This window comes from Pseudomonas sp. StFLB209, assembly GCF_000829415.1.
In the GTDB taxonomy this organism is placed as follows: Bacteria; Pseudomonadota; Gammaproteobacteria; order Pseudomonadales; family Pseudomonadaceae; genus Aquipseudomonas.
This window is the reverse complement of the sequence record NZ_AP014637.1, coordinates 5217731-5235677: the sequence shown is the minus strand read 5'-3', so window position 1 is coordinate 5235677 and position 17947 is coordinate 5217731. Positions and strand designations below refer to the sequence as shown.

Genomic DNA, 17947 nt, shown 5'->3' with positions numbered 1-17947 from the left:
GGGGAAAACCGGCATGGATGCCGGTTTAGCCGCACCGGGCCATGGATGGCCCATTGCGGCGCCCCCCTGGAATGGCGCCTGCGCGAGGGAACCCCGAAGGGGCCAAACCCGGAGCAAGCGGTTTGGTTACTTTGCCGCAACAAAGTAACCCGCCCGTCGGGGCGGAACCCGAGGTTCAGGCACCGGTATTTCGGATCAATCACAAGACCGCAAGACCACCAATCAGCAATCAGCAAACAAACCCACAACACCCCAGCAACACCCATGCAAAGCCTGGAACGGTAGTGATCTATGCAAACTTCAACATTGCGCAAAACCGCGCTTGGCCTGGCCCTTGCCGTAGCGGCTGGCCTGGCTCTGTACGCCATACAAGCACCTGCCGACGCCCCTCAATACCTCAGTGCCCCGGTCGAACGCAGCGACATCGAAAACGCTGTGCTGGCCAGCGGCACCCTTGAAGGCATCAAACAGGTTGACGTCGGTGCCCAGGTCTCCGGCCAGCTCAAGTCCCTCAAGGTCAAACTCGGCGACAAAGTCCAGAAAGGCCAGTGGCTCGCTGAAATCGACCCACAGATCCTGCGCAATACCCTGCAACAAGCGCAGATTGCCGAAGAAAACCTCCAGGCCCAACTGCGCGCGACCGAAGCGCAACTGAAGAAAACCCGACGCATTTTTGAACGCTACACCATTCTTGAAAGCGGCTCGTCCATCTCTCGCCAGGAATTCGAGAACGCCGAATCCGACCACGAAGTGCAGCAGGCCAACCTGCAATCGCTCAAGGCCCAGATCAAAGATGCGCGGATCCAGATCGATACGGCCAAAATCAACCTGGCTTACACCCGCATCAACGCGCCCATCGACGGCGATGTTGTCGCGATCGTCACCCAGGAAGGCCAGACCGTCATTGCCAACCAACTGGCACCGGTCCTGCTCAAACTTGCTGACCTCGACACCATGACCGTCAAGGCTCAGGTCTCCGAGGCCGACGTCATCCACATCAGCCCCGGCCAGCAGGTGTACTTCACCATTCTTGGTGAAGACAAACGCTACTACGCCACCTTGCGCGGTATCGAACCGGCCCCGCAGGACTTCCAGAAGGCCGACAGCGAGAGCGCCAAACAGAACGTCGCGGTGTTCTACAACGCCCTGTTCGACGTGCCCAACCCCGGCCACCGCCTGCGCATCGCCATGACTGCCCAGGTGCATATCGTGCTCGACACCGCCAAGGCGGTACTCAACGTGCCGGTGGCCGCCCTCGGAGCGCGCAGCGCCGATGGCAGCTACAACGTGCGGGTGCTGGACGGCAAAGGCCTGGCCCAGAGCCGCAGCGTCCAGACCGGCATCAATAATAACGTCAGGGTCGAGATCAAATCCGGCCTGGCTGAAGGCGATCGGGTGGTCATTGGCGACCCGATCAACGCCAACAAGGACACCTGAGCATGGCGCACGGCAAGCAACCTTTGCTGCACCTCAAAGGCATCACCCGCAGCTTCATGGCCGGCGACCGTGAGTTCATTGCCCTCAAGGGCATCGACCTGAGCATCCATGCTGGCGAAATGGTCGCCATCATCGGTGCCTCGGGGTCGGGTAAATCGACGCTGATGAACATCCTCGGTTGCCTGGACCAACCCAGCGCCGGCAGCTACCGGATCAATGGCCAGGAAACCCGTGAGCTCGATGATCAGGCACTGGCCGAATTGCGCCGTGACTACTTCGGTTTCATCTTCCAGCGCTATCACCTGTTGCCGCACCTGAGCGCGATGCACAACGTCGAAATGCCAGCGATATATGCCGGCACCGCGCCCGAAGAACGGCACAGCCGGGCCCGGCGGTTGCTCGAACGACTGGGCCTGAGCGGCCATGTGCATCATCGCCCCAGCCAGCTGTCCGGCGGCCAGCAGCAGCGGGTGAGTATCGCCCGGGCGCTGGTCAACGGCGGGGAGGTGATCCTGGCGGACGAACCCACTGGCGCACTGGACACCACCAGCGGCAAGGAGGTCATGACGATCCTCCAGGAGCTGCATGCTGCCGGGCACACGGTCATTCTGGTGACCCACGACCCCAAGGTGGCCGCCAATGCCGAGCGGATCATTGAGGTCAGCGACGGGGTGATCATCAGCGACCGGCGCAACGATGCTCAGCTTTCGGCGCATGACAAACCGGCGACGGAGCAGCCAGCGGCGGGGGTTGCACGGCGCATGGTGGCCAGCGTCGGTTTGTTCAAGGAAGCGTTCCGCATGGCCTGGGTGGCGCTGATCTCGCATCGCATGCGGACCTTGCTGACCATGCTCGGCATCGTTATCGGCATCACCTCGGTGGTGTCGATCTCGGCCATCGGCGAAGGTGCCAAGCGCTACGTGCTCAAGGACATCCAGGCGATCGGCAGCAACACCATTGATGTGTACCCCGGCGCCAGCTTTGGCGACAGCCGGGCGGCGGCCATCGAGACCTTGCAGCTTTCGGACGTGCAGGCGCTGGGGCAGTTGTATTACGTGGACAGCGCAACGCCGGTGGTCAACCGCAACCTGCTGCTGCGCTATCGCAATATCGACCTCGATGCCCAGGTCAACGGGGTCAGCGACAGTTATTTCCAGGTGCGCGGGATCAAGATGGAGGCGGGCATCACCTTCAGTGAAAGCGACGCCCGGCGTCAGGCCCAGGTGGTTGTGATCGATCACAACGCGCGCCAGCGGTTGTTCGGCAACACGATCGACCCCTTGGGCCAGGTGATCCTGATCGACAACTTGCCGGTGACGGTGATCGGCGTCACCGCCGACAACAAGAACATGTTCGCCGCCAGCAAGGCCCTGAACGTCTGGGTGCCTTACCAGACCGCCGCCGGCCGGCTGCTGGGCCAGCGCCACCTGGACAGCATCAGCGTGCGCATCCGCGATGGTCAGCCAAGCAAGCTGGTCGAAGAGAAAGTCACCGAGTTGCTGCAGCAGCGCCACGGCACCAAGGATTTCTTTACCAATAACCTCGACAGCATCATGCAGACCGTGGAGAAGACCAGCCGCTCCCTGGCGCTGCTGTTGTCGCTGATTGCGGTGATCTCGTTGCTGGTCGGCGGTATCGGGGTGATGAACATCATGCTGGTGTCGGTGACCGAGCGGACCCGGGAAATCGGCATTCGGATGGCAGTCGGCGCGCGTCAGTCAGACATCCGCCAGCAGTTTCTGGTCGAAGCGGTGATGGTCTGCCTGTTGGGCGGGGCGATTGGTATCTCGCTGTCCTACGGGCTCGGGCATCTGTTTACGGTGTTCATCAAGGAGTGGGAGATGGTGTTTTCGGGCGGGGCAATCATCACCGCAGTGGCCTGTTCGACCCTGATTGGTGTGGTGTTCGGCTTCGTCCCGGCGCGCAACGCGGCGCGCCTGGATCCGATTGATGCGCTGGCGCGGGATTGATCGAATGCTGTTTGGCAGAAGCGGCCAGGCGGCGATCCGCTTTGGCCGCGAAAGCTTCGCCGCTAAAGCGGCTCTCATCAAACAACATTACAAACCATTGATTTTTAATGGTTATTCCGTAGGAGCTGCTTCAGCAGCGAAGGCTTCCCGGCTAAAGCGGATCGCCGCCCGGCCGGTCCTACGGGGTCCGTGTTTGCTGCGCGAGAGCGCGGCGCAGAGGCGGCAGCGTTATTGAACGTACCGCTCGCCAGCGAGCGGTGTGTCGTCTGCCGAGTACATCCAGCGTTTGAGTGAATGCCGGCCACTGATGCCCAGTTTGATCGAGGCGCGTTTGAGATAGCTTTCGATGGTATTGACTTTCAGGTCCAGCTGAACAGCCAGCTCCGGTGCGGTGCGCCCGGCCAGCAGGCCGACACAGACTTCCATCTCGCGGGCCGACAGTTTCAGGCCGCTTTGCTGCAGGCGTTCGATGAAGCGCAGGCGCAGCGTTTGCGGTTCACTGCTGTCATCGACTGGCGCTTGAGTATCGGCCGGTTGCACGGCGCTGATGTGTTTTTCGACCATGGGCAGCAACAGCGGCGAGATATCCTGCAGCAGCGTGCGCTCCTGGGCCGAAAAGCCCTGCGGCTCGCGGCTGCGGTACAAGGAAATTTCGTAGCGGAAACCGTCCTTGTGGCGGCTCAGATGCAGTTGCGCGGCCTCTGTGTGCGACGCGGTTGGCGTCTGCTCGGCATGGGCCGAAGCGCAGAAGTCGATTTCATCGGGGGAGCTGGCCTGTTGCACCGGGTCCAGTGGCAGGCGGCGAATGTGCGTGGCATCGATGGCCAGATGACTGTGGATCAGATCATGCAGCATGCGCGGAAAATGCCGGCTGCCGGTACTGGCAATGACCTTGCCGAGGTGAGGGAACAGCGCACGTGAATTCATCGTTTCATCCCTGAGTTACAAGTGTCGTGATTAGTGCGCGCGATCAGCCTGACCCATGCGCGTAGATTGGGAACAGGCGGGACGGGGCACGACGTCATGCATGGCCAGAGACTTCTCGGGCAGAGGATACATAGGCAGGTCCTTCTAACAGGGGGGTAAGTGCTCAAGGCGCGGAACAACAGCATAACCGTTTCTGTGCCGGTATTACTCATTTAAAGGTTCTAAGCATAGCGTTTTTGGTCTTCGCTAGTTTCAGTGGGGGGCTGTAATTTTCCATGTTTAGTTGGGGTTATTACACCTTACAGCAAAGTGCATTACCGATTTATGTTGGTGAATCTGGTACTCCAGGAAAGCCCCGGATGACGTCCGGGCACAGTGTCCGGCTTACCGTTTGTCGCCTTTTCAGTCATTTTTTGTAAGCTTCCACGCACCCGCCAGAGCGTGTTACCAGTGGCCCCGGCGGTTTGCCTGATGAGGCCAGACGGCAATTGACACAGCCGACCAGCGGCGCGTGATGGCATATTGATTTGATGGTAGCACAGTGACATATTTGCGCCGTCTTCATCTCCTGCCGTGAGTCAAAATGATTTCCTGCAAGCCTCTATTGGCAGCATGCATGCTGCTGGGTGGTTGCAATGGAATGTCCACCGCGTTAACCAAGGATCCCATTCAAGAACAGGCATTTCTCGTCCATGCTGGCGGGCCGTTGTCATTATTGATGCTCGGTACCGCAGTGCAGTGGAACGATGACTATGCCGTTACGGTAAAACACTTGCCGTATTTACCGGGCGCGGTATTCCAGGGCCGTGGCGATGTGCAGTTTTTCCGCCACAAGGCTGAACAGGCGCCGGTATGGCGCCAGTACAAACCGGGTGAGCAAGTCACCGCGGTGGGTTTCAACTCGATGTATCTTCCGACTCAGGGGCAGGGCCATGCGCTCAGTGCCATGGTGCGTCTGGATGCCAATGATGGGGGAGTGATGTACGCCACCCACAATGGCCCTACCGTCAAGGGGATGTCGGGCGGACCGGTGTTTGCCGCCGATGGTCAGGCGGTGGGCATCAGCGTGGCCTATCTGGAAGGCGACGACCTGCAGGCGCTCAAACGCGCCGACTTGCCGGCGCAAGCCCAGGTCAGCATTTTCATGCCGTACTCGGAAATCAACCGCGAATGGCAGCGCTTTCAGACCCAGTTGCAGGCCAAGGCCAGAGCGGTGCCGGCGCCGGTGGGTTTGACGGCGGCGCGGTAAGCCACCGTGTGGCTTTTCGTGCCAATGGCTGGGTCCAATGTAAGGATCGTTGCCGCGGTTGTCTGAACTGCGGGTTTCGCCCCGACGGGCGACCCTATTTTGTGCTTGGCAAAATAGGGGAAAACCGCTTGCTCCTGGTTTGGGTCTGCCCTGCGGGCAGACTTCCCTCCGTCCGGCGCCGATTCGGGGGCCGGCGCGATGGGCGTCCTGCCCAGCGCACCTGAAACCGACATCCATGTCGGTTTCTCCCCCGAATCGACGCCTACCCTCGGCCTGCACCCAAGTCGCGTTCGGCGGTGTCAGTACTATCTCGGTTCGAGCAGCAAAAACAAGAAGCCGGGCCATCAGGCCCGTTGCCAGCCGCCGCCCAGGGCTTTGTAGATGGCGACGATGCCTTCATACAACTCGATCTGCGCTTGAGCCTGGGCGTCTTCGGCAGCCAGGCGCTCACGCTCGGCGTCGAGCAGGACCAGAAAATCCGCCGTGCCTTCGCGGTATTGCACCGAGGCCAGACGGGCCGCCTCGCGGCTCGCGTTGCTCTGGCGCAGCAGGGCGAGCAGGCGCTGTTGGCGTTTGTCGTAATCGCTGAACGCATTCTGCGACTCTTCAAGGGCTAGCAATACCTGCTGCTCGTAGCTGGCCAGCGCGCCTTCGGCGTCGGCGTCGGCACCGCGAATCCGGGCACGGACGCTGCCCAGGTCGAAGGCCGCCCAGGTGATGCTCGGGCCCAGGCTCCAGGCTTTGGCCGCCTGAGAACCGATCTGCGAACCGCGCCCGGCGGTAAACCCCAGGAAACCGCTGAGGCTTACCCGTGGGAACAGGTCGGCGGTGGCCACACCAATGCGTGCGGTGGACGCCGCCAGTTGCCGTTCGGCGGCCCAGACGTCAGGCCGCTGGCGCAACACCTGGGTCGGATCACCGACGGCCAGGGTTTTACTGATCGCTGGCAGCCCGGCCGGGCTCAGATCGACACTCAGTGCATCGGGGCGTTCGCCCAGCAGGGTCGCGATGCGGTTGCGCTGGCGCACCTGTTCGGCCTGCAGTTGCGGCACGCTGGCCTCGACTGCGGCCAGGCGTGCATCGGCGCGCACCACGTCCAGTTCATTTCCCACCCCGGCGTCACGCAGTTGGGTGGTGACGTTGCGCGAGTCCTGCTGGTTTTTCAGGTTGTCGCGGGCAATGGCTTCACGCAGCTGGGCACCGCGCAGGCGGCCATAGGCATCGACCACATCAGCGATCAGGGTCACTTGCAACTGGTACAGCTCGGCTTCGGCCGCCTGCTGGTCGGCATCGCTGGCTTGCAGTTGGCGCTGGATGCGACCGAACAGGTCGACTTCCCAAGCCATGTCCAGGCCCAGATCGTAGCGTTCGCTGTTAACCCGGTCTTCGGTCTGGCCGGGGACCTGGCCCTTGCCGATCTGGCTGCTGGCGCGGCTGGTGATCACCGGCATGGCGTCGTTGCTGACGTCATCGCGGATCGCCCGGGCGGCCTTGAGGCGCGCGAACGCCACCCGCAGGTCACGGTTGCCGGCCAGAGACTGCTCGACCAGTTTGTTCAGGGTCGCATCGTCGAACTGCTGCCACCAGTTGGCGGCGCTGCGGCTGCGGTCATAGGCCGCCTGGGCGCCAGCGGCCTGGGCGCTGGCGTCAGCTGTGGTCGGGGCCTTGTAGTCCGGGCCGACGGCGCAGGCCGCCAGCGCCAGCACCAGCAAGGAAGGGGCGAAGAGTTTCAGGGCACTCATCAATGCGCCTCCACGGAGTGAGTCGGTTGTTGGGCGATGCGGGCCGCCTTGCGGGCCTCGCGACGCTCGACGAAGTTACGGATCAGCACGTAGAACACCGGGGTCAGCAACAGGCCGAAGAAGGTCACCCCGAGCATCCCGGAGAACACCGCCACGCCCATGGCATGACGCATTTCGGCACCGGCGCCGCTGGACAGCACCAGCGGCACCACGCCCATGATGAACGCGAAGGAGGTCATCAGGATCGGCCGCAGCCGCAGGCGGCAGGCTTCCAGTACCGCGTCCAGCGGGCTGAGGCCTTCTTCCTGTTTGTCCTTGGCGAACTCGACGATCAGGATTGCGTTCTTGCACGCCAGGCCGACCAGTACGATCAAGCCGATCTGGGTGAAGATGTTGTTGTCACTCCCTGCAATGATCACCCCGGCAATCGCCGACAGCAGGGTCATCGGTACGATCAGGATCACCGCCAGCGGCAGGCTCCAGCTCTCGTATTGTGCCGCCAGTACCAGGAACGCCAGCAGCACGCACAGCGGGAACACGAACAGCGCGGTGTTGCCGGCCAGGATCTGCTGATAGGTCAGGTCGGTCCACTCGTAGGTCATGCCGTTGGGCAGTTCTGCGCGCAGCAGCTTGTTCATCGCCGCTTCGGCCTGGCCGGAGCTGTAGCCGGGGGCGGCCGCGCCGTTGATTTCAGCGGTGATAAAGCCGTTGTAGTGCATCACCCGGTCGGGACCTGCGGTGTCGCTGACCTTGACGAAGGTCGCCAGCGGGATCATCTCGCCCAGGTTATTGCGGACCTTGAGCTGACCGATCTGCTCGGCATCCTGACGGAACTGCTGTTCAGCCTGGACGTTGACCTGATAGGTACGGCCGAACCGGTTGAAGTCGTTGGCATACAGCGAGCCCAGATAAACCTGCAGGGTGTCGAAGATATCGCTGATCGCCACGCCGTGGGTCTTGGCTTTCTCACGGTCGATGGCGGCATCGACCTGCGGCACGTTCACCGTGTAGCTGGTGAACAGCCCGGCCAGTTCCGGCACGCTGCGACTCTTGGCGATGACGTTCTGGGTTTCTTTGTACAGCTCGTCATAGCCGAGGTTGCCACGGTCCTGAATCTGCAGGCGGAAGCCGCCAATGGTGCCCAGGCCCATCACCGGTGGTGGCGGGAAGATCGCCATGTAGGCTTCCTGGATCGAGGCAAACTGGCCGTTCAGCGCACCGGCAATGGCGTTGGCCGATTGGCTCGGGTCCTTGCGTTCATCAAAGGGCTTCAGGGTCACGAATACGATGCCGCTGTTCGGGCTGTTGGTGAAGCCGTTGATCGACAGGCCGGGGAAGGCCACGGCATTGGCCACCCCAGGTTGCTTGAGGGCCATATCGGACATGCGTTTGATCACCTCTTCGGTGCGGTCCAGGCTCGCTGCGTCCGGCAGTTGCGCGAAGGCCACCAGGTATTGCTTGTCCTGGCTGGGCACGAAGCCGGTCGGGGTGGTCGAGAAGCCCAGCCAGGTCAGGGCCATGAGCCCGGCATACACGACCATGGCAATGCCGCTGCGCCGGATCACCCGCGCCACAGTGCCCACGTAGCCATGGCTGGCTTTTTCGAACACTCGGTTGAACGGCTTGAACAGCCAGCCGCCCAGCAGACGATCAAGCAGGCGCGAGAAGCGGTCTTTCGGTGCGTTGTGACCTTTGAGCAGTACCGCCGCCAGGGCCGGCGACAGGGTCAGCGAGTTGAATGCCGAGATTACTGTGGAAATCGCGATGGTCAGGGCGAACTGTTTGTAGAACTGGCCGGTCAGCCCGGAAATGAACGCCGCCGGCACGAACACCGCGCACAGTACCAGCGCCGTGGCGATGATCGGCCCGGTCACTTCGCCCATGGCTTTGTGGGTGGCAGCCACCGGTTCCAGGCCCAGCTCGATGTTACGTTCGACGTTCTCTACCACCACGATGGCGTCGTCGACCACGATCCCGATCGCCAGCACCAGGCCGAACAGCGACAGGGCGTTGAACGAGAAGCCGAACATGTGCATGACCGCAAAGGTGCCGATCAGCGACACCGGCACGGCCGCCAGCGGGATGATCGAAGCGCGCCAGGTCTGCAGGAACAGGATCACCACCAGCACCACCAGAATCAGCGCTTCAAACAGGGTGTGGATCACCGCCTCGATGGAGCCGCGGACGAAGATGGTCGGGTCATAGACGATCTCGTAGTCCATGCCCTGCGGGAATTCCTTCTTCAGTTCGGCCATGCGGGCCCGGACCTGGTTGGAAATGTCGATGGCGTTGGAGCCGGGGCGCTGCATGATCGGCAAGGCGACAGCAGGTTTGTTGTTGAGCAGTGAGCGCAGCGCGTACTGACTCGAACCCAGCTCGATGCGCGCCACATCCTTGAGGCGAGTGATTTCACCGTTGGCACCAGAGCGGATAACGATGTTCTCGAACTCTTCCTCGCTGACCAGGCGGCCTTGGGTGTTGATCGACATCTGGAAGCTGGTGGCATTCGGCGACGGTGGCGCGCCCAACTGGCCGGCGGCGACCTGGCGGTTCTGTTCACGGATCGCGTTGACCACGTCAGTGGCGGTCAGGTTGCGCGAAGCGGTCTTGTTCGGGTCCAGCCAGACCCGCAGCGAGTAGTCACCCATACCGAACAACTGCACATCGCCCACGCCATTGAGGCGCGCCAGCTCGTCCTTGATGTTGAGCACCGCGTAGTTCGACAGGTAGAGCATGTCGTAGCGGTCATCCGGCGAGGTCAAGTGCACGACCATGGTCAGGTCGGGCGAGGCCTTGTCCACCGTGATCCCGATGCGCGTCACTTCCTCGGGCAGCTTGGGCTCGGTGCGGGTCACGCGGTTTTGCACCTGCACCTGGGCGTTGTCCAGGTCGGTGCCCAGCGCGAAGGTGATGGTCAGGGTCAGCTTGCCGTCGGCGGTGGCCTGGGACGACATGTAGAGCATGTTTTCCACGCCGGTGATGGCTTGCTCCAGTGGCGAGGCCACGGTTTCGCCGATCACTTTGGGGTTGGCACCGGGGAAGTTGGCGCGCACCACCACGGTGGGCGGTACCACTTCCGGGTATTCGCTGATCGGTAACTGGAACAGCGAGATGGAACCGGCGATCAGGATCAGCAGCGATAACACGGCGGCGAAGATCGGCCGGGATATAAAGAATGTCGAGAAGTTCATCGGTCGTATCCCTTAACCGCGTGGCGCTGTGACGCTGGCGAGTTTGACGGTGGTCTTGGTGCTGACAGGCGTCATGTTGCTGGCTTCCAGCGCCTCACGTTGTTGGCGCAGGGCCGCGAGGGTCTGGTCGCTGGCCATCGGCGTGACCTGCGGGTCCACCGGCTGGCCGGGACGCACACGTTGCAGGCCCTTGACCACGATGGTGTCGGTCTTGGCCAGGCCGCTGCGCACGATGCGCAGGCCTTCAAGCTTTGGACCCAGCTCCACGGCGCGGTAAGCCGGGGTGTTGTTCTGGTCCATGACCAGCACGAACTTCTTGCCCAGGTCGGTGCCGACCGCTTCGTCCTGGATCAGCACTGCCGAGTAGGTGCCGCTGCCCACCAGCTTCAGGCGCGCATACAGGCCAGGGGTGAAGCGCCCGTCAGTGTTGTCGAACACTGCCCGGCCACGAATGGTGCCGGTGCGCGGGTTGACCTGGTTATCGACGAAGTTCATCTGGCCCAGGTGCGGGTTATCCGCTTCGTTGGACAGGCCCAGATACACCGGGGTGCTCTGGCCGCGCTGACCCTGACGGGCCAGTTCGTTGTACTTGAGGAATACGCGTTCGTCGGCGTCGAAGTAGGCATAGACCTTATCGGTGGAAACGACGCTGGTCAGGGCCGTGACGTCGGCGGTGACGATGTTGCCACTGGTGATCTCGGCGCGGCTGACCCGGCCACTGATCGGTGCGGTAACCTTGGTGAAGCTCAGGTTCAGGCGCGCCAGGTCCAGTTGCGCCTGAATCGCTGCCACGCCGGCCTTGGCTTCCTGTGCCGAAGTGGTCCGCGAATCAGCCAGTTCGGCAGAAATCGCGTTGTTGGCGCGCAGCCGGTCGCCACGCTCGGCTTCGTTCTCGCTACGGCTGGCCACGGCCCGGGCCTGTTGCAGTTGGGCTTCGAGACGGCGCACTTCAGCCTGGAATGGACGCGGGTCGATCTGGAACAGCAGGTCGCCTTTCTTGACCAGCGCGCCGTCGGTGAAGGCCACCTGATCAATCTGGCCGGAGACTCGTGGACGGACCTCAACGGTTTCCGGCGCTTCGAGCCGCCCGGTGAATTCGTCCCACTCGTTGATCGGCTGCTCCAGCACCTTGGCCACACTGACCTTGGGGGCGGCTGGCGCCTGAGTGGCTTCCGGGGCGCGACCACAGGCGGTGAGTACCACCATGGCCAGTGCGGTTAAGGGGTAGCGCAAAAAGTGAAGTGACTGAGCCATGGAGAATCCGCCGCAGGTAAAAAGGGTGATGGGGCGGATTCTGTTGTGCGCGCGGACTATTAACGAATCGAATGGGACGAAGGTTAATATCGATCTGATTGATGTTTACCGACTACTGTTCAGATAAGCACTGCGGACTCGGTGGGAGGGAGCCGGCCGGCCCCTCCCACTAGAACCAAGCTCGGCCGAAAGATCTGGCATTAGCGCTACTGACCAGCATCAATCTTAAACGGCCGCCTCAATCGCCAGCGCTGCCGTCAGAGTATTTTTCATCAGGCAGGCCACGGTCATCGGCCCGACGCCGCCTGGCACCGGGGTGATGGCCGAGGCCACCTGGCTGGCAGCCGCAAAGTCCACATCGCCTACCAGTACCGGCGCGCCGTTGCGTTCGATGCGGTTGATACCGACGTCGATCACCACAGCGCCAGGCTTGATGGCCTCGGCACCGAGCAGTTCGGCGTGGCCGGTGGCGACTACCAGGATATCGGCCTGACGGCACTCGGCATTGAGGTCCTGGGTGCGCGAGTGAACGATGGTCACCGTGCAGTTTTCCTGCAACAGCAGGCTGGCCATGGGTTTACCGACGATGTTCGAGCGCCCGACCACCACGGCTTTTTTGCCGGTCAGGTCGCCGAGTCGGTCCTTGAGCAGCATCAGGCAGCCCAACGGTGTGCAGGGCGTCAGGCCGGGTTTGCCCTGCGCCAGGCGGCCAACGTTGACCGGGTGAAAGCCGTCGACGTCCTTGGCCGGAGCGATGGCGGCGATCACTCGGGCTTCATCGATATGGGCGGGCAGCGGCAATTGCACCAGAATGCCGTGCACGCTGCGGTCATGGTTGAGGATGTCGATCAGTGCCAGCAACTCTTGCTGAGGCGTGCTGCCCGGTAACAGGTGAGGGAACGACTCAATGCCCAGCTCGGCGGCCTTTTTCATTTTTGTTTTTACATAAACCTGGCTGGCCGGGTCGTCACCAACCAGCACCACGGCCAGGCCCGGTCCTCGCTGGTAAGTGTCACGAAACGCTCGGGCACCCTCGGCGACTTCCTGACGCACCTGCTCGGCAAAGCGCTTGCCGTCGATGATTGCCGCCTGGGTGGGCGAGGAGAGGTCGCAGGTGTGTGAGGTGGTCATTGCCGGGGCTTCCGCTGCGGGGTTGGAAAGTTGCCAGACGATGAATCGTTACGCTGAATATCAACGCTGGCAAGCCGCTCATGGTCGCGGCCATGAGCGGTGTCGTCAACTCCCCCTTAGCCGGCCGTCTTGCCGCGTACCGCCGCCACATACACCAGCAAGCCCAGCAGCGCGGTGGTAGCGCCGACGAAGCCGGTCGAGGTCCAGCCCCAGCCGGCGGCGATGGCCATGCCGCCCAGCCATGGCCCCAGCGCGTTGGCCAGGTTGAACGCGGCATGGTTGGAGGCCGCAGCGAGGGTTTGCGCGCCCTTGGCGATGTCCATCAGGCGGGTTTGCAGCACCGGACCGAGGGCGATCATGGTGCCGACACAGGCAATGCCCGGCAGCAGGGTCCAGATCGACTGCGCCGCCAACGGGAAAGCCAGCATCACCACGATCGACCAGACCAGTACGATGCCGATCGCCTGCACGCCGTAGCGGTCGAACAACCGCCCGCCGACGATATTGCCCAGCACCGCGCCGGCGCCGAAACTGGCCAATGCTGCCGGAATCCAGTTTGGCGAAGCGCCGGTGACCTGCAGCAAGGTGGGCGCCAGGTAGCTGAACACGCAGAACATACCGGCAAAGCCGACCGAGGCGATCAGCAGCAAGACGCCAATCTGCGGCTGGAAGAAGGCTTTGAGTTCACCGCGCACGCTGCTGGCTTCAGGTTTCGGCCCGCCCGGCAGCAGGGCGTACACCAGCATGCTGGTCAGCCCGGCAATCACCGCCACCACTACAAAGGCGTAGCGCCAGTCGAGGATCTGCCCCAGCCAGGTGGCCAGCGGATTGCCGATCAGGATCGCCAGGGTCAGGCCCATCATCACTGCACTGACCGCCGCGCCGCGTTTGTGCAACGGGCTGATGGCCGCTGCAGCCAGGGCGGCGACGCCAAAATAGGCGCCGTGTGGCAGGCCACTGATAAAGCGCGCCAGCAGCGCGCCGTGGTAATCGCTGACCATCGCGCTGGCCAGGTTGGCGACGCCGTAAAACAGCATCAGCGCCACCAGCAGGGTTTTGCGTTTCAGGCGGCTGCCGAGAATCGCCAGCACCGGGGCGCCGATCACCACGCCCAAGGCATAGGCGCTGATCAGATGGCCGACCTGTTGCTCAGTGATGGCCAGCCCTCGGGCGACTTCCGGCAGCAAGCCCATGATCACGAATTCGCTGGTGCCGATGGCGAAACTGCCCATCGACAGGGCGATCAGAATCAGCAGGCGCATGCCGGAGGAGGGGGTATTTTCATGACTTGTTGACACGGATGAACCTCATTACAACGGTGGTACGCAAGACAGCGAGGCCGGGCACCATACGGCATCAGGCCCGCACCGTCATGTGGGCACCTCTAAAAACTACCTGCGTTGCCATCGCGTTGTTGAAATCAGGCTCAAAATGCTCATTTACAACCCGTAAACTCCGCTTTCTCGCCTGATTTCGCCTAGCGCTGACTGCCTCGCCTACGTTTTTAGAGGCACCCGGATGTAGATGCTTGTTCTAGAGCATTCTCGACCCGCTTCGTTCAGCTTGAAGGCGGCGCTGTGCTTTGCCGCAGTGTCAGCTCGAACGGCAGGGTTACGTGCTGGGCGGTCAGCGGCTTCTTCTCGATCAGGGCGATGAGCATTTCGACCGCCAGTTGGCCGAAGGCTTCTGCCGGTTGCGCGATGGTGGTCAGCGGCGGGTCGCAGTAGGCCGCGAACGGGATGTCGTCGAAACCGACCAGCGAGATGTCTTCGGGTACGCGCAGGCCCTGTTGTTTGATCTGCTTGAGCGCGCCAATCGCCATTTCGTCGTTTTCACAGAACAGCGCGGTCGGGCGCTCGGCCAGTTGCAGCAGGTTCGCCGCGCCGTCATAGCCGGCCTGCAGGCTGAAGTTGCCATGACAGATCAGCGCCGGGTCTGGCGCGATGCCGGCCTGGTGCACGGCATCCTGATAACCGGCCACACGTTCGCGGGTCAGCGGGCTGCTTTTTGGCCCCTTGATCAGGCCGATGCGCCGGTGGCCCAGCTCGATCAGGTGTTGGGTTACGGCCCTGGCGGCGGCGCGATTGTCCAGGCTGATGGTCGGATGACGCCCTTGGGCGTCGACTTCACAGGCATTGACGATGGGCGGTAATTCGACACCGGGCAGTGGCTGTTGATAGGGATCGTAGGCGCGCAACTGAATCACCCCGTCGGCCTGGTGGGCGTACACCAGCTCGGCGAACTCGCGTTCGACGGCCTCGCGGCCCTGGGTGTCGCATAGCAACAAGCGGTAGTTGGCCGCTTGGGCCGCCTGTTGTGCGCCGCTGATGACCCGGGCAAAGAAGGTGTTGGCGATGGTCGGCACCAGAATCACCAGATTGCCGGTCTTGCGTGAACGAAATTGCACTGCCATCTGGTTGGGCCGGTAGCCGGCCTGTTTGACTGCCGCGTTGACCTTGTCACGGGTCTGGGCGAGCACGCGCTCGGGGTATTTCAGGGTTCTGGACACGGTGGCGACAGAGACCCCGGCGAGCCGGGCGACTTCACGGATATTGGACACGAGCACCTCTTTCAGAACGCGTAGGCTGCGAGCTTACCGCAGCTGGCCTTTAGCCTGAAACGCTCAGGTCGTTAAGGCGAGCATTGACAGACCGGCATGACGGGCCTAGATTTCTGCATCAATGTAACCGGTTACATTTTGTGCGTTACGAGCTCAATAGTCTAGCCACACCCTGCAAACGGAGAATGGATGAACACTGCAGTGCCGAAAGTAAGAATGGGTTTTGTCGGTGGCGGTGCCGGGGCGTTCATCGCTCAGGCGCATCGTCAGGCCGCCGGGCTCGATGGCCGTTTCGAACTGGTGTGCGGTGCATTCAGCCGCGACCCGGCCAACAATCAGGCCACGGGCGCGGTGTTGGGGGTGGCGGCTGCGCGGTGTTACGACCAATGGCAGCAGATGTTGCTGGCCGAACAGGCGTTGCCTGCCGAACAGCGCATGGAGCTGCTGGTGATCGTCACCCCTAACCACTTGCACGCGCCAATCGCCAGCCAGGCGCTGCAGGCGGGCTTTCATGTGTTCAGTGAAAAGCCCGCCGCGCTGAACCTCGACGAGTTGCTGGCGCTCAAGCAGGTGGCCGAACGCAGCAACCGTCTGTACGGCCTGGCGCATACCTACTTGGGTTACCCGATGGTCTGGCAGGCGCGCGAGATGGTGCGCAGCGGGGCTATCGGCAAGGTCCGCAAGGTGCTGGTCGAGTACCCGCAAGGCTGGCTCAGTCAGGATGTGGCCGGGCAGGGTAACAAGCAGGCGGCCTGGCGCGACCAGCCGGAGCACTCCGGGCTGGGCGGCTGCATTGGCGACATCGGCACCCACGCTTTTGCGCTGGCCGAGTTTGTTGCTGACCAGCCAATCCGTCAGTTGAGCGCGATGCTCGGCACCCACATTGAGGGCCGGCAACTGGACGATGACGCCGCGATGCTATTTCGCATGGCCGATGGCGCCAGCGGCGTGTTGATCGCAAGCCAGGTCTGCGCCGGCGAAGAGAACCCGCTGAAAATCCGCGTCTACGGCGAGCTGGGCGGGCTGGAGTGGCAGCAGGAAAACCCGGCCAGCCTGATTCAGCGCTCGCTGGACCAACCCATACGCATCCTGCGCGCCGGCCTTGGCCAGCCATGGTTGTGCGCAGCGGCGCTACAGCGCATGCGCCTGCCGGCCGGGCACCCAGAAGGCTATCTCGAAGCCATGGCCAATTTGTACGGCGACTTCGCCACGGCGATTCGTAGCCACGTGAGCGGTCATCAGGTTCCCGGTGTACCGGGTATCGAGGTCGGCCTGCGCGGCATGGCCTTTATCGAGACCGCTATCGCCAACCATCACGGCACGGCCAAGTGGAGCGAGCTGCCGCAACGGAGCACACCATGACTGATTCACTCAAAACCTCTGACGGCCTGCGCGGGCCAGGAATTTTTCTTGCGCAGTTCATCGCCGATCAAGCGCCGTTCGACAACCTGGCCAATATCGCGCAGTGGGCGGCTTCACTGGGCTACAAGGCGATTCAGTTGCCGACCCTGGATGCGCGTTTCATCGACCTGCAGCGCGCTGCCGAAAGCCAGGCCTATTGCGATGAACTCAAGGCGGTGTGTGCCGAGGCTGGTGTCGAGATCAGCGAGTTGTCGACTCACTTGCAGGGCCAACTGGTGGCGGTGCATCCGGCCTTCGATGAGTTGTTTGATGACTTTGCCCCGGCCCATTTGCGCGGCAAACCGGCCGAGCGCACGGCCTGGGCCATTGACCAACTGAAACTGGCCGCCCGCGCCAGCCAGCGCCTGGGCCTGACCGCTCACGCGACATTTTCCGGGGCATTGGTCTGGCCGTTTGTTTACCCCTGGCCGCAACGCCCGGCCGGGCTGGTCGAGCTGGGCTTTGCCGAACTGGCCAAACGCTGGCTGCCGATCCTCGACTGTTTCGAGCAGGCCGGGGTCGATTTGTGCTACGAGATTCACCCCGGCGAAGACCTGCACGACGGCGCGTCATTTGAGCGCTTTCTGGAGGCGGTCAATCACCACCCGCGGGCGGCGATCCTCTATGACCCCAGCCACTTGCTGCTGCAGCAGATGGACTACCTGGGCTTTATCGACCGTTACCACCCGCGGATTCGCATGTTCCACGTCAAGGATGCCGAGTTCCGCCCCGATGCCTGCTCCGGGGTGTATGGCGGCTATCAGGACTGGGTGCAGCGGCCGGGGCGCTTTCGTTCGCTGGGCGATGGGCAAATCGATTTCAAGTCGATCTTCAGCAAACTCACCCAGTACGGCTACGACGGCTGGGCGGTGCTGGAGTGGGAGTGCTGCCTGAAGGACGCCCGCCAGGGCGCCGCCGAGGGGGTGGCATTTATCGAGCGGCACATGATTGAAAAGACCCGCAAGGCGTTCGATGACTTTGCCGGCGTGTCCGCCGATGCGGCGTCCAATCGGCGCCTGCTGGGCTTGCCCGAGGCCTGAGGCCGGCACGCTGCTTGGCAAACCTACAACAACAATAAGGCGGTA

Annotated in this window: 13 protein-coding genes; 6 read left to right on the top strand and 7 right to left on the bottom strand. The window is 62.5% G+C overall.

The genetic code is table 11. The annotated features are described in order from the left end of the window. Positions 1-291: 291 nt before the first annotated feature. From macA to PSCI_RS29280, 3 genes are read left to right on the top strand one after another with little or no spacing between them, the layout of a single operon-like run. Positions 292-1437, top strand: a complete 1146-nt coding sequence (gene macA, locus PSCI_RS23440) for a macrolide transporter subunit MacA (protein ID WP_045491638.1) — start codon at positions 292-294, stop codon at positions 1435-1437. A 2-nt stretch (positions 1438-1439) separates the two neighbouring features. Next, complete coding sequence (locus PSCI_RS23435; RefSeq protein WP_045491636.1) at positions 1440-3407, top strand: MacB family efflux pump subunit; 1968 nt, start codon at positions 1440-1442, stop codon at positions 3405-3407. Further along, positions 3388-3642: a hypothetical protein gene (locus PSCI_RS29280; RefSeq protein WP_144403315.1), complete on the top strand. Its 255-nt coding sequence runs from the start codon at positions 3388-3390 to the stop codon at positions 3640-3642. Before PSCI_RS23435 ends, PSCI_RS29280 begins: the two co-directional genes overlap by 20 nt. Here PSCI_RS29280 and PSCI_RS23430 read toward each other — a convergent pair. Continuing rightward, positions 3636-4334, bottom strand: coding sequence for a helix-turn-helix transcriptional regulator (locus tag PSCI_RS23430; RefSeq protein WP_045491634.1), 699 nt, complete (start codon positions 4332-4334; stop codon positions 3636-3638). The genes PSCI_RS29280 and PSCI_RS23430 overlap by 7 nt on opposite strands. A gap of 640 nt (positions 4335-4974) precedes the next feature. Between PSCI_RS23430 and PSCI_RS23425 the strand changes: the two genes are divergently transcribed. Then, complete coding sequence (locus PSCI_RS23425; protein ID WP_231906484.1) at positions 4975-5583, top strand: S1 family peptidase; 609 nt, start codon at positions 4975-4977, stop codon at positions 5581-5583. Positions 5584-5927: 344 nt separating this feature from the next. Here the strand turns inward: PSCI_RS23425 and PSCI_RS23420 are convergent, their stop codons facing one another. The 6 genes from PSCI_RS23420 to PSCI_RS23395 form a co-directional block, all read right to left on the bottom strand. Further along, positions 5928-7325 (bottom strand): efflux transporter outer membrane subunit, encoded by a 1398-nt coding sequence (locus PSCI_RS23420; RefSeq protein WP_045491629.1) that lies wholly within the window; start codon positions 7323-7325, stop codon positions 5928-5930. Further along, positions 7325-10516, bottom strand: coding sequence for an efflux RND transporter permease subunit (locus PSCI_RS23415; RefSeq protein ID WP_045491627.1), 3192 nt, complete (start codon positions 10514-10516; stop codon positions 7325-7327). The genes PSCI_RS23420 and PSCI_RS23415 overlap by 1 nt, the downstream gene beginning before the upstream one ends. A 12-nt stretch (positions 10517-10528) precedes the next feature. Next, positions 10529-11770, bottom strand: a complete 1242-nt coding sequence (gene mexE / locus PSCI_RS23410; protein WP_045491625.1) for a multidrug efflux RND transporter periplasmic adaptor subunit MexE — start codon at positions 11768-11770, stop codon at positions 10529-10531. A gap of 225 nt (positions 11771-11995) precedes the next feature. Then, on the bottom strand, positions 11996-12901 hold the full coding sequence (gene folD / locus PSCI_RS23405) for a bifunctional methylenetetrahydrofolate dehydrogenase/methenyltetrahydrofolate cyclohydrolase FolD (RefSeq protein WP_045491623.1): 906 nt from the start codon (positions 12899-12901) through the stop codon (positions 11996-11998). A gap of 116 nt (positions 12902-13017) precedes the next feature. Next, complete coding sequence (locus PSCI_RS23400; RefSeq protein ID WP_045491621.1) at positions 13018-14163, bottom strand: MFS transporter; 1146 nt, start codon at positions 14161-14163, stop codon at positions 13018-13020. A 296-nt stretch (positions 14164-14459) separates the two neighbouring features. Then, positions 14460-15461 (bottom strand): LacI family DNA-binding transcriptional regulator, encoded by a 1002-nt coding sequence (locus PSCI_RS23395; protein ID WP_045491619.1) that lies wholly within the window; start codon positions 15459-15461, stop codon positions 14460-14462. A 189-nt stretch (positions 15462-15650) separates the two neighbouring features. Here PSCI_RS23395 and PSCI_RS23390 point away from each other — a divergent pair, with 189 nt between their 5' ends. Next, positions 15651-16823 (top strand): Gfo/Idh/MocA family protein, encoded by a 1173-nt coding sequence (locus PSCI_RS23390; RefSeq protein WP_045491617.1) that lies wholly within the window; start codon positions 15651-15653, stop codon positions 16821-16823. Next, positions 16820-17902, top strand: a complete 1083-nt coding sequence (locus PSCI_RS23385) for a sugar phosphate isomerase/epimerase family protein (RefSeq protein ID WP_045491615.1) — start codon at positions 16820-16822, stop codon at positions 17900-17902. Before PSCI_RS23390 ends, PSCI_RS23385 begins: the two co-directional genes overlap by 4 nt. Positions 17903-17947: the final 45 nt, after the last annotated feature.

Bases quoted from the DNA above. Each gene is read 5' to 3' on its own strand.
- macA (WP_045491638.1), top strand. From the start codon at position 292: ATGCAAACTTCAACATTGCGCAAAACCGCGCTTGGCCTGGCCCTTGCC.
- PSCI_RS23435 (WP_045491636.1), top strand. From the start codon at position 1,440: ATGGCGCACGGCAAGCAACCTTTGCTGCACCTCAAAGGCATCACCCGC.
- PSCI_RS29280 (WP_144403315.1), top strand. From the start codon at position 3,388: ATGCGCTGGCGCGGGATTGATCGAATGCTGTTTGGCAGAAGCGGCCAG.
- PSCI_RS23430 (WP_045491634.1), bottom strand. From the start codon at position 4,334: ATGAATTCACGTGCGCTGTTCCCTCACCTCGGCAAGGTCATTGCCAGT.
- PSCI_RS23425 (WP_231906484.1), top strand. From the start codon at position 4,975: ATGTCCACCGCGTTAACCAAGGATCCCATTCAAGAACAGGCATTTCTC.
- PSCI_RS23420 (WP_045491629.1), bottom strand. From the start codon at position 7,325: ATGAGTGCCCTGAAACTCTTCGCCCCTTCCTTGCTGGTGCTGGCGCTG.
- PSCI_RS23415 (WP_045491627.1), bottom strand. From the start codon at position 10,516: ATGAACTTCTCGACATTCTTTATATCCCGGCCGATCTTCGCCGCCGTG.
- mexE (WP_045491625.1), bottom strand. From the start codon at position 11,770: ATGGCTCAGTCACTTCACTTTTTGCGCTACCCCTTAACCGCACTGGCC.
- folD (WP_045491623.1), bottom strand. From the start codon at position 12,901: ATGACCACCTCACACACCTGCGACCTCTCCTCGCCCACCCAGGCGGCA.
- PSCI_RS23400 (WP_045491621.1), bottom strand. From the start codon at position 14,163: ATGCGCCTGCTGATTCTGATCGCCCTGTCGATGGGCAGTTTCGCCATC.
- PSCI_RS23390 (WP_045491617.1), top strand. From the start codon at position 15,651: ATGAACACTGCAGTGCCGAAAGTAAGAATGGGTTTTGTCGGTGGCGGT.
- PSCI_RS23385 (WP_045491615.1), top strand. From the start codon at position 16,820: ATGACTGATTCACTCAAAACCTCTGACGGCCTGCGCGGGCCAGGAATT.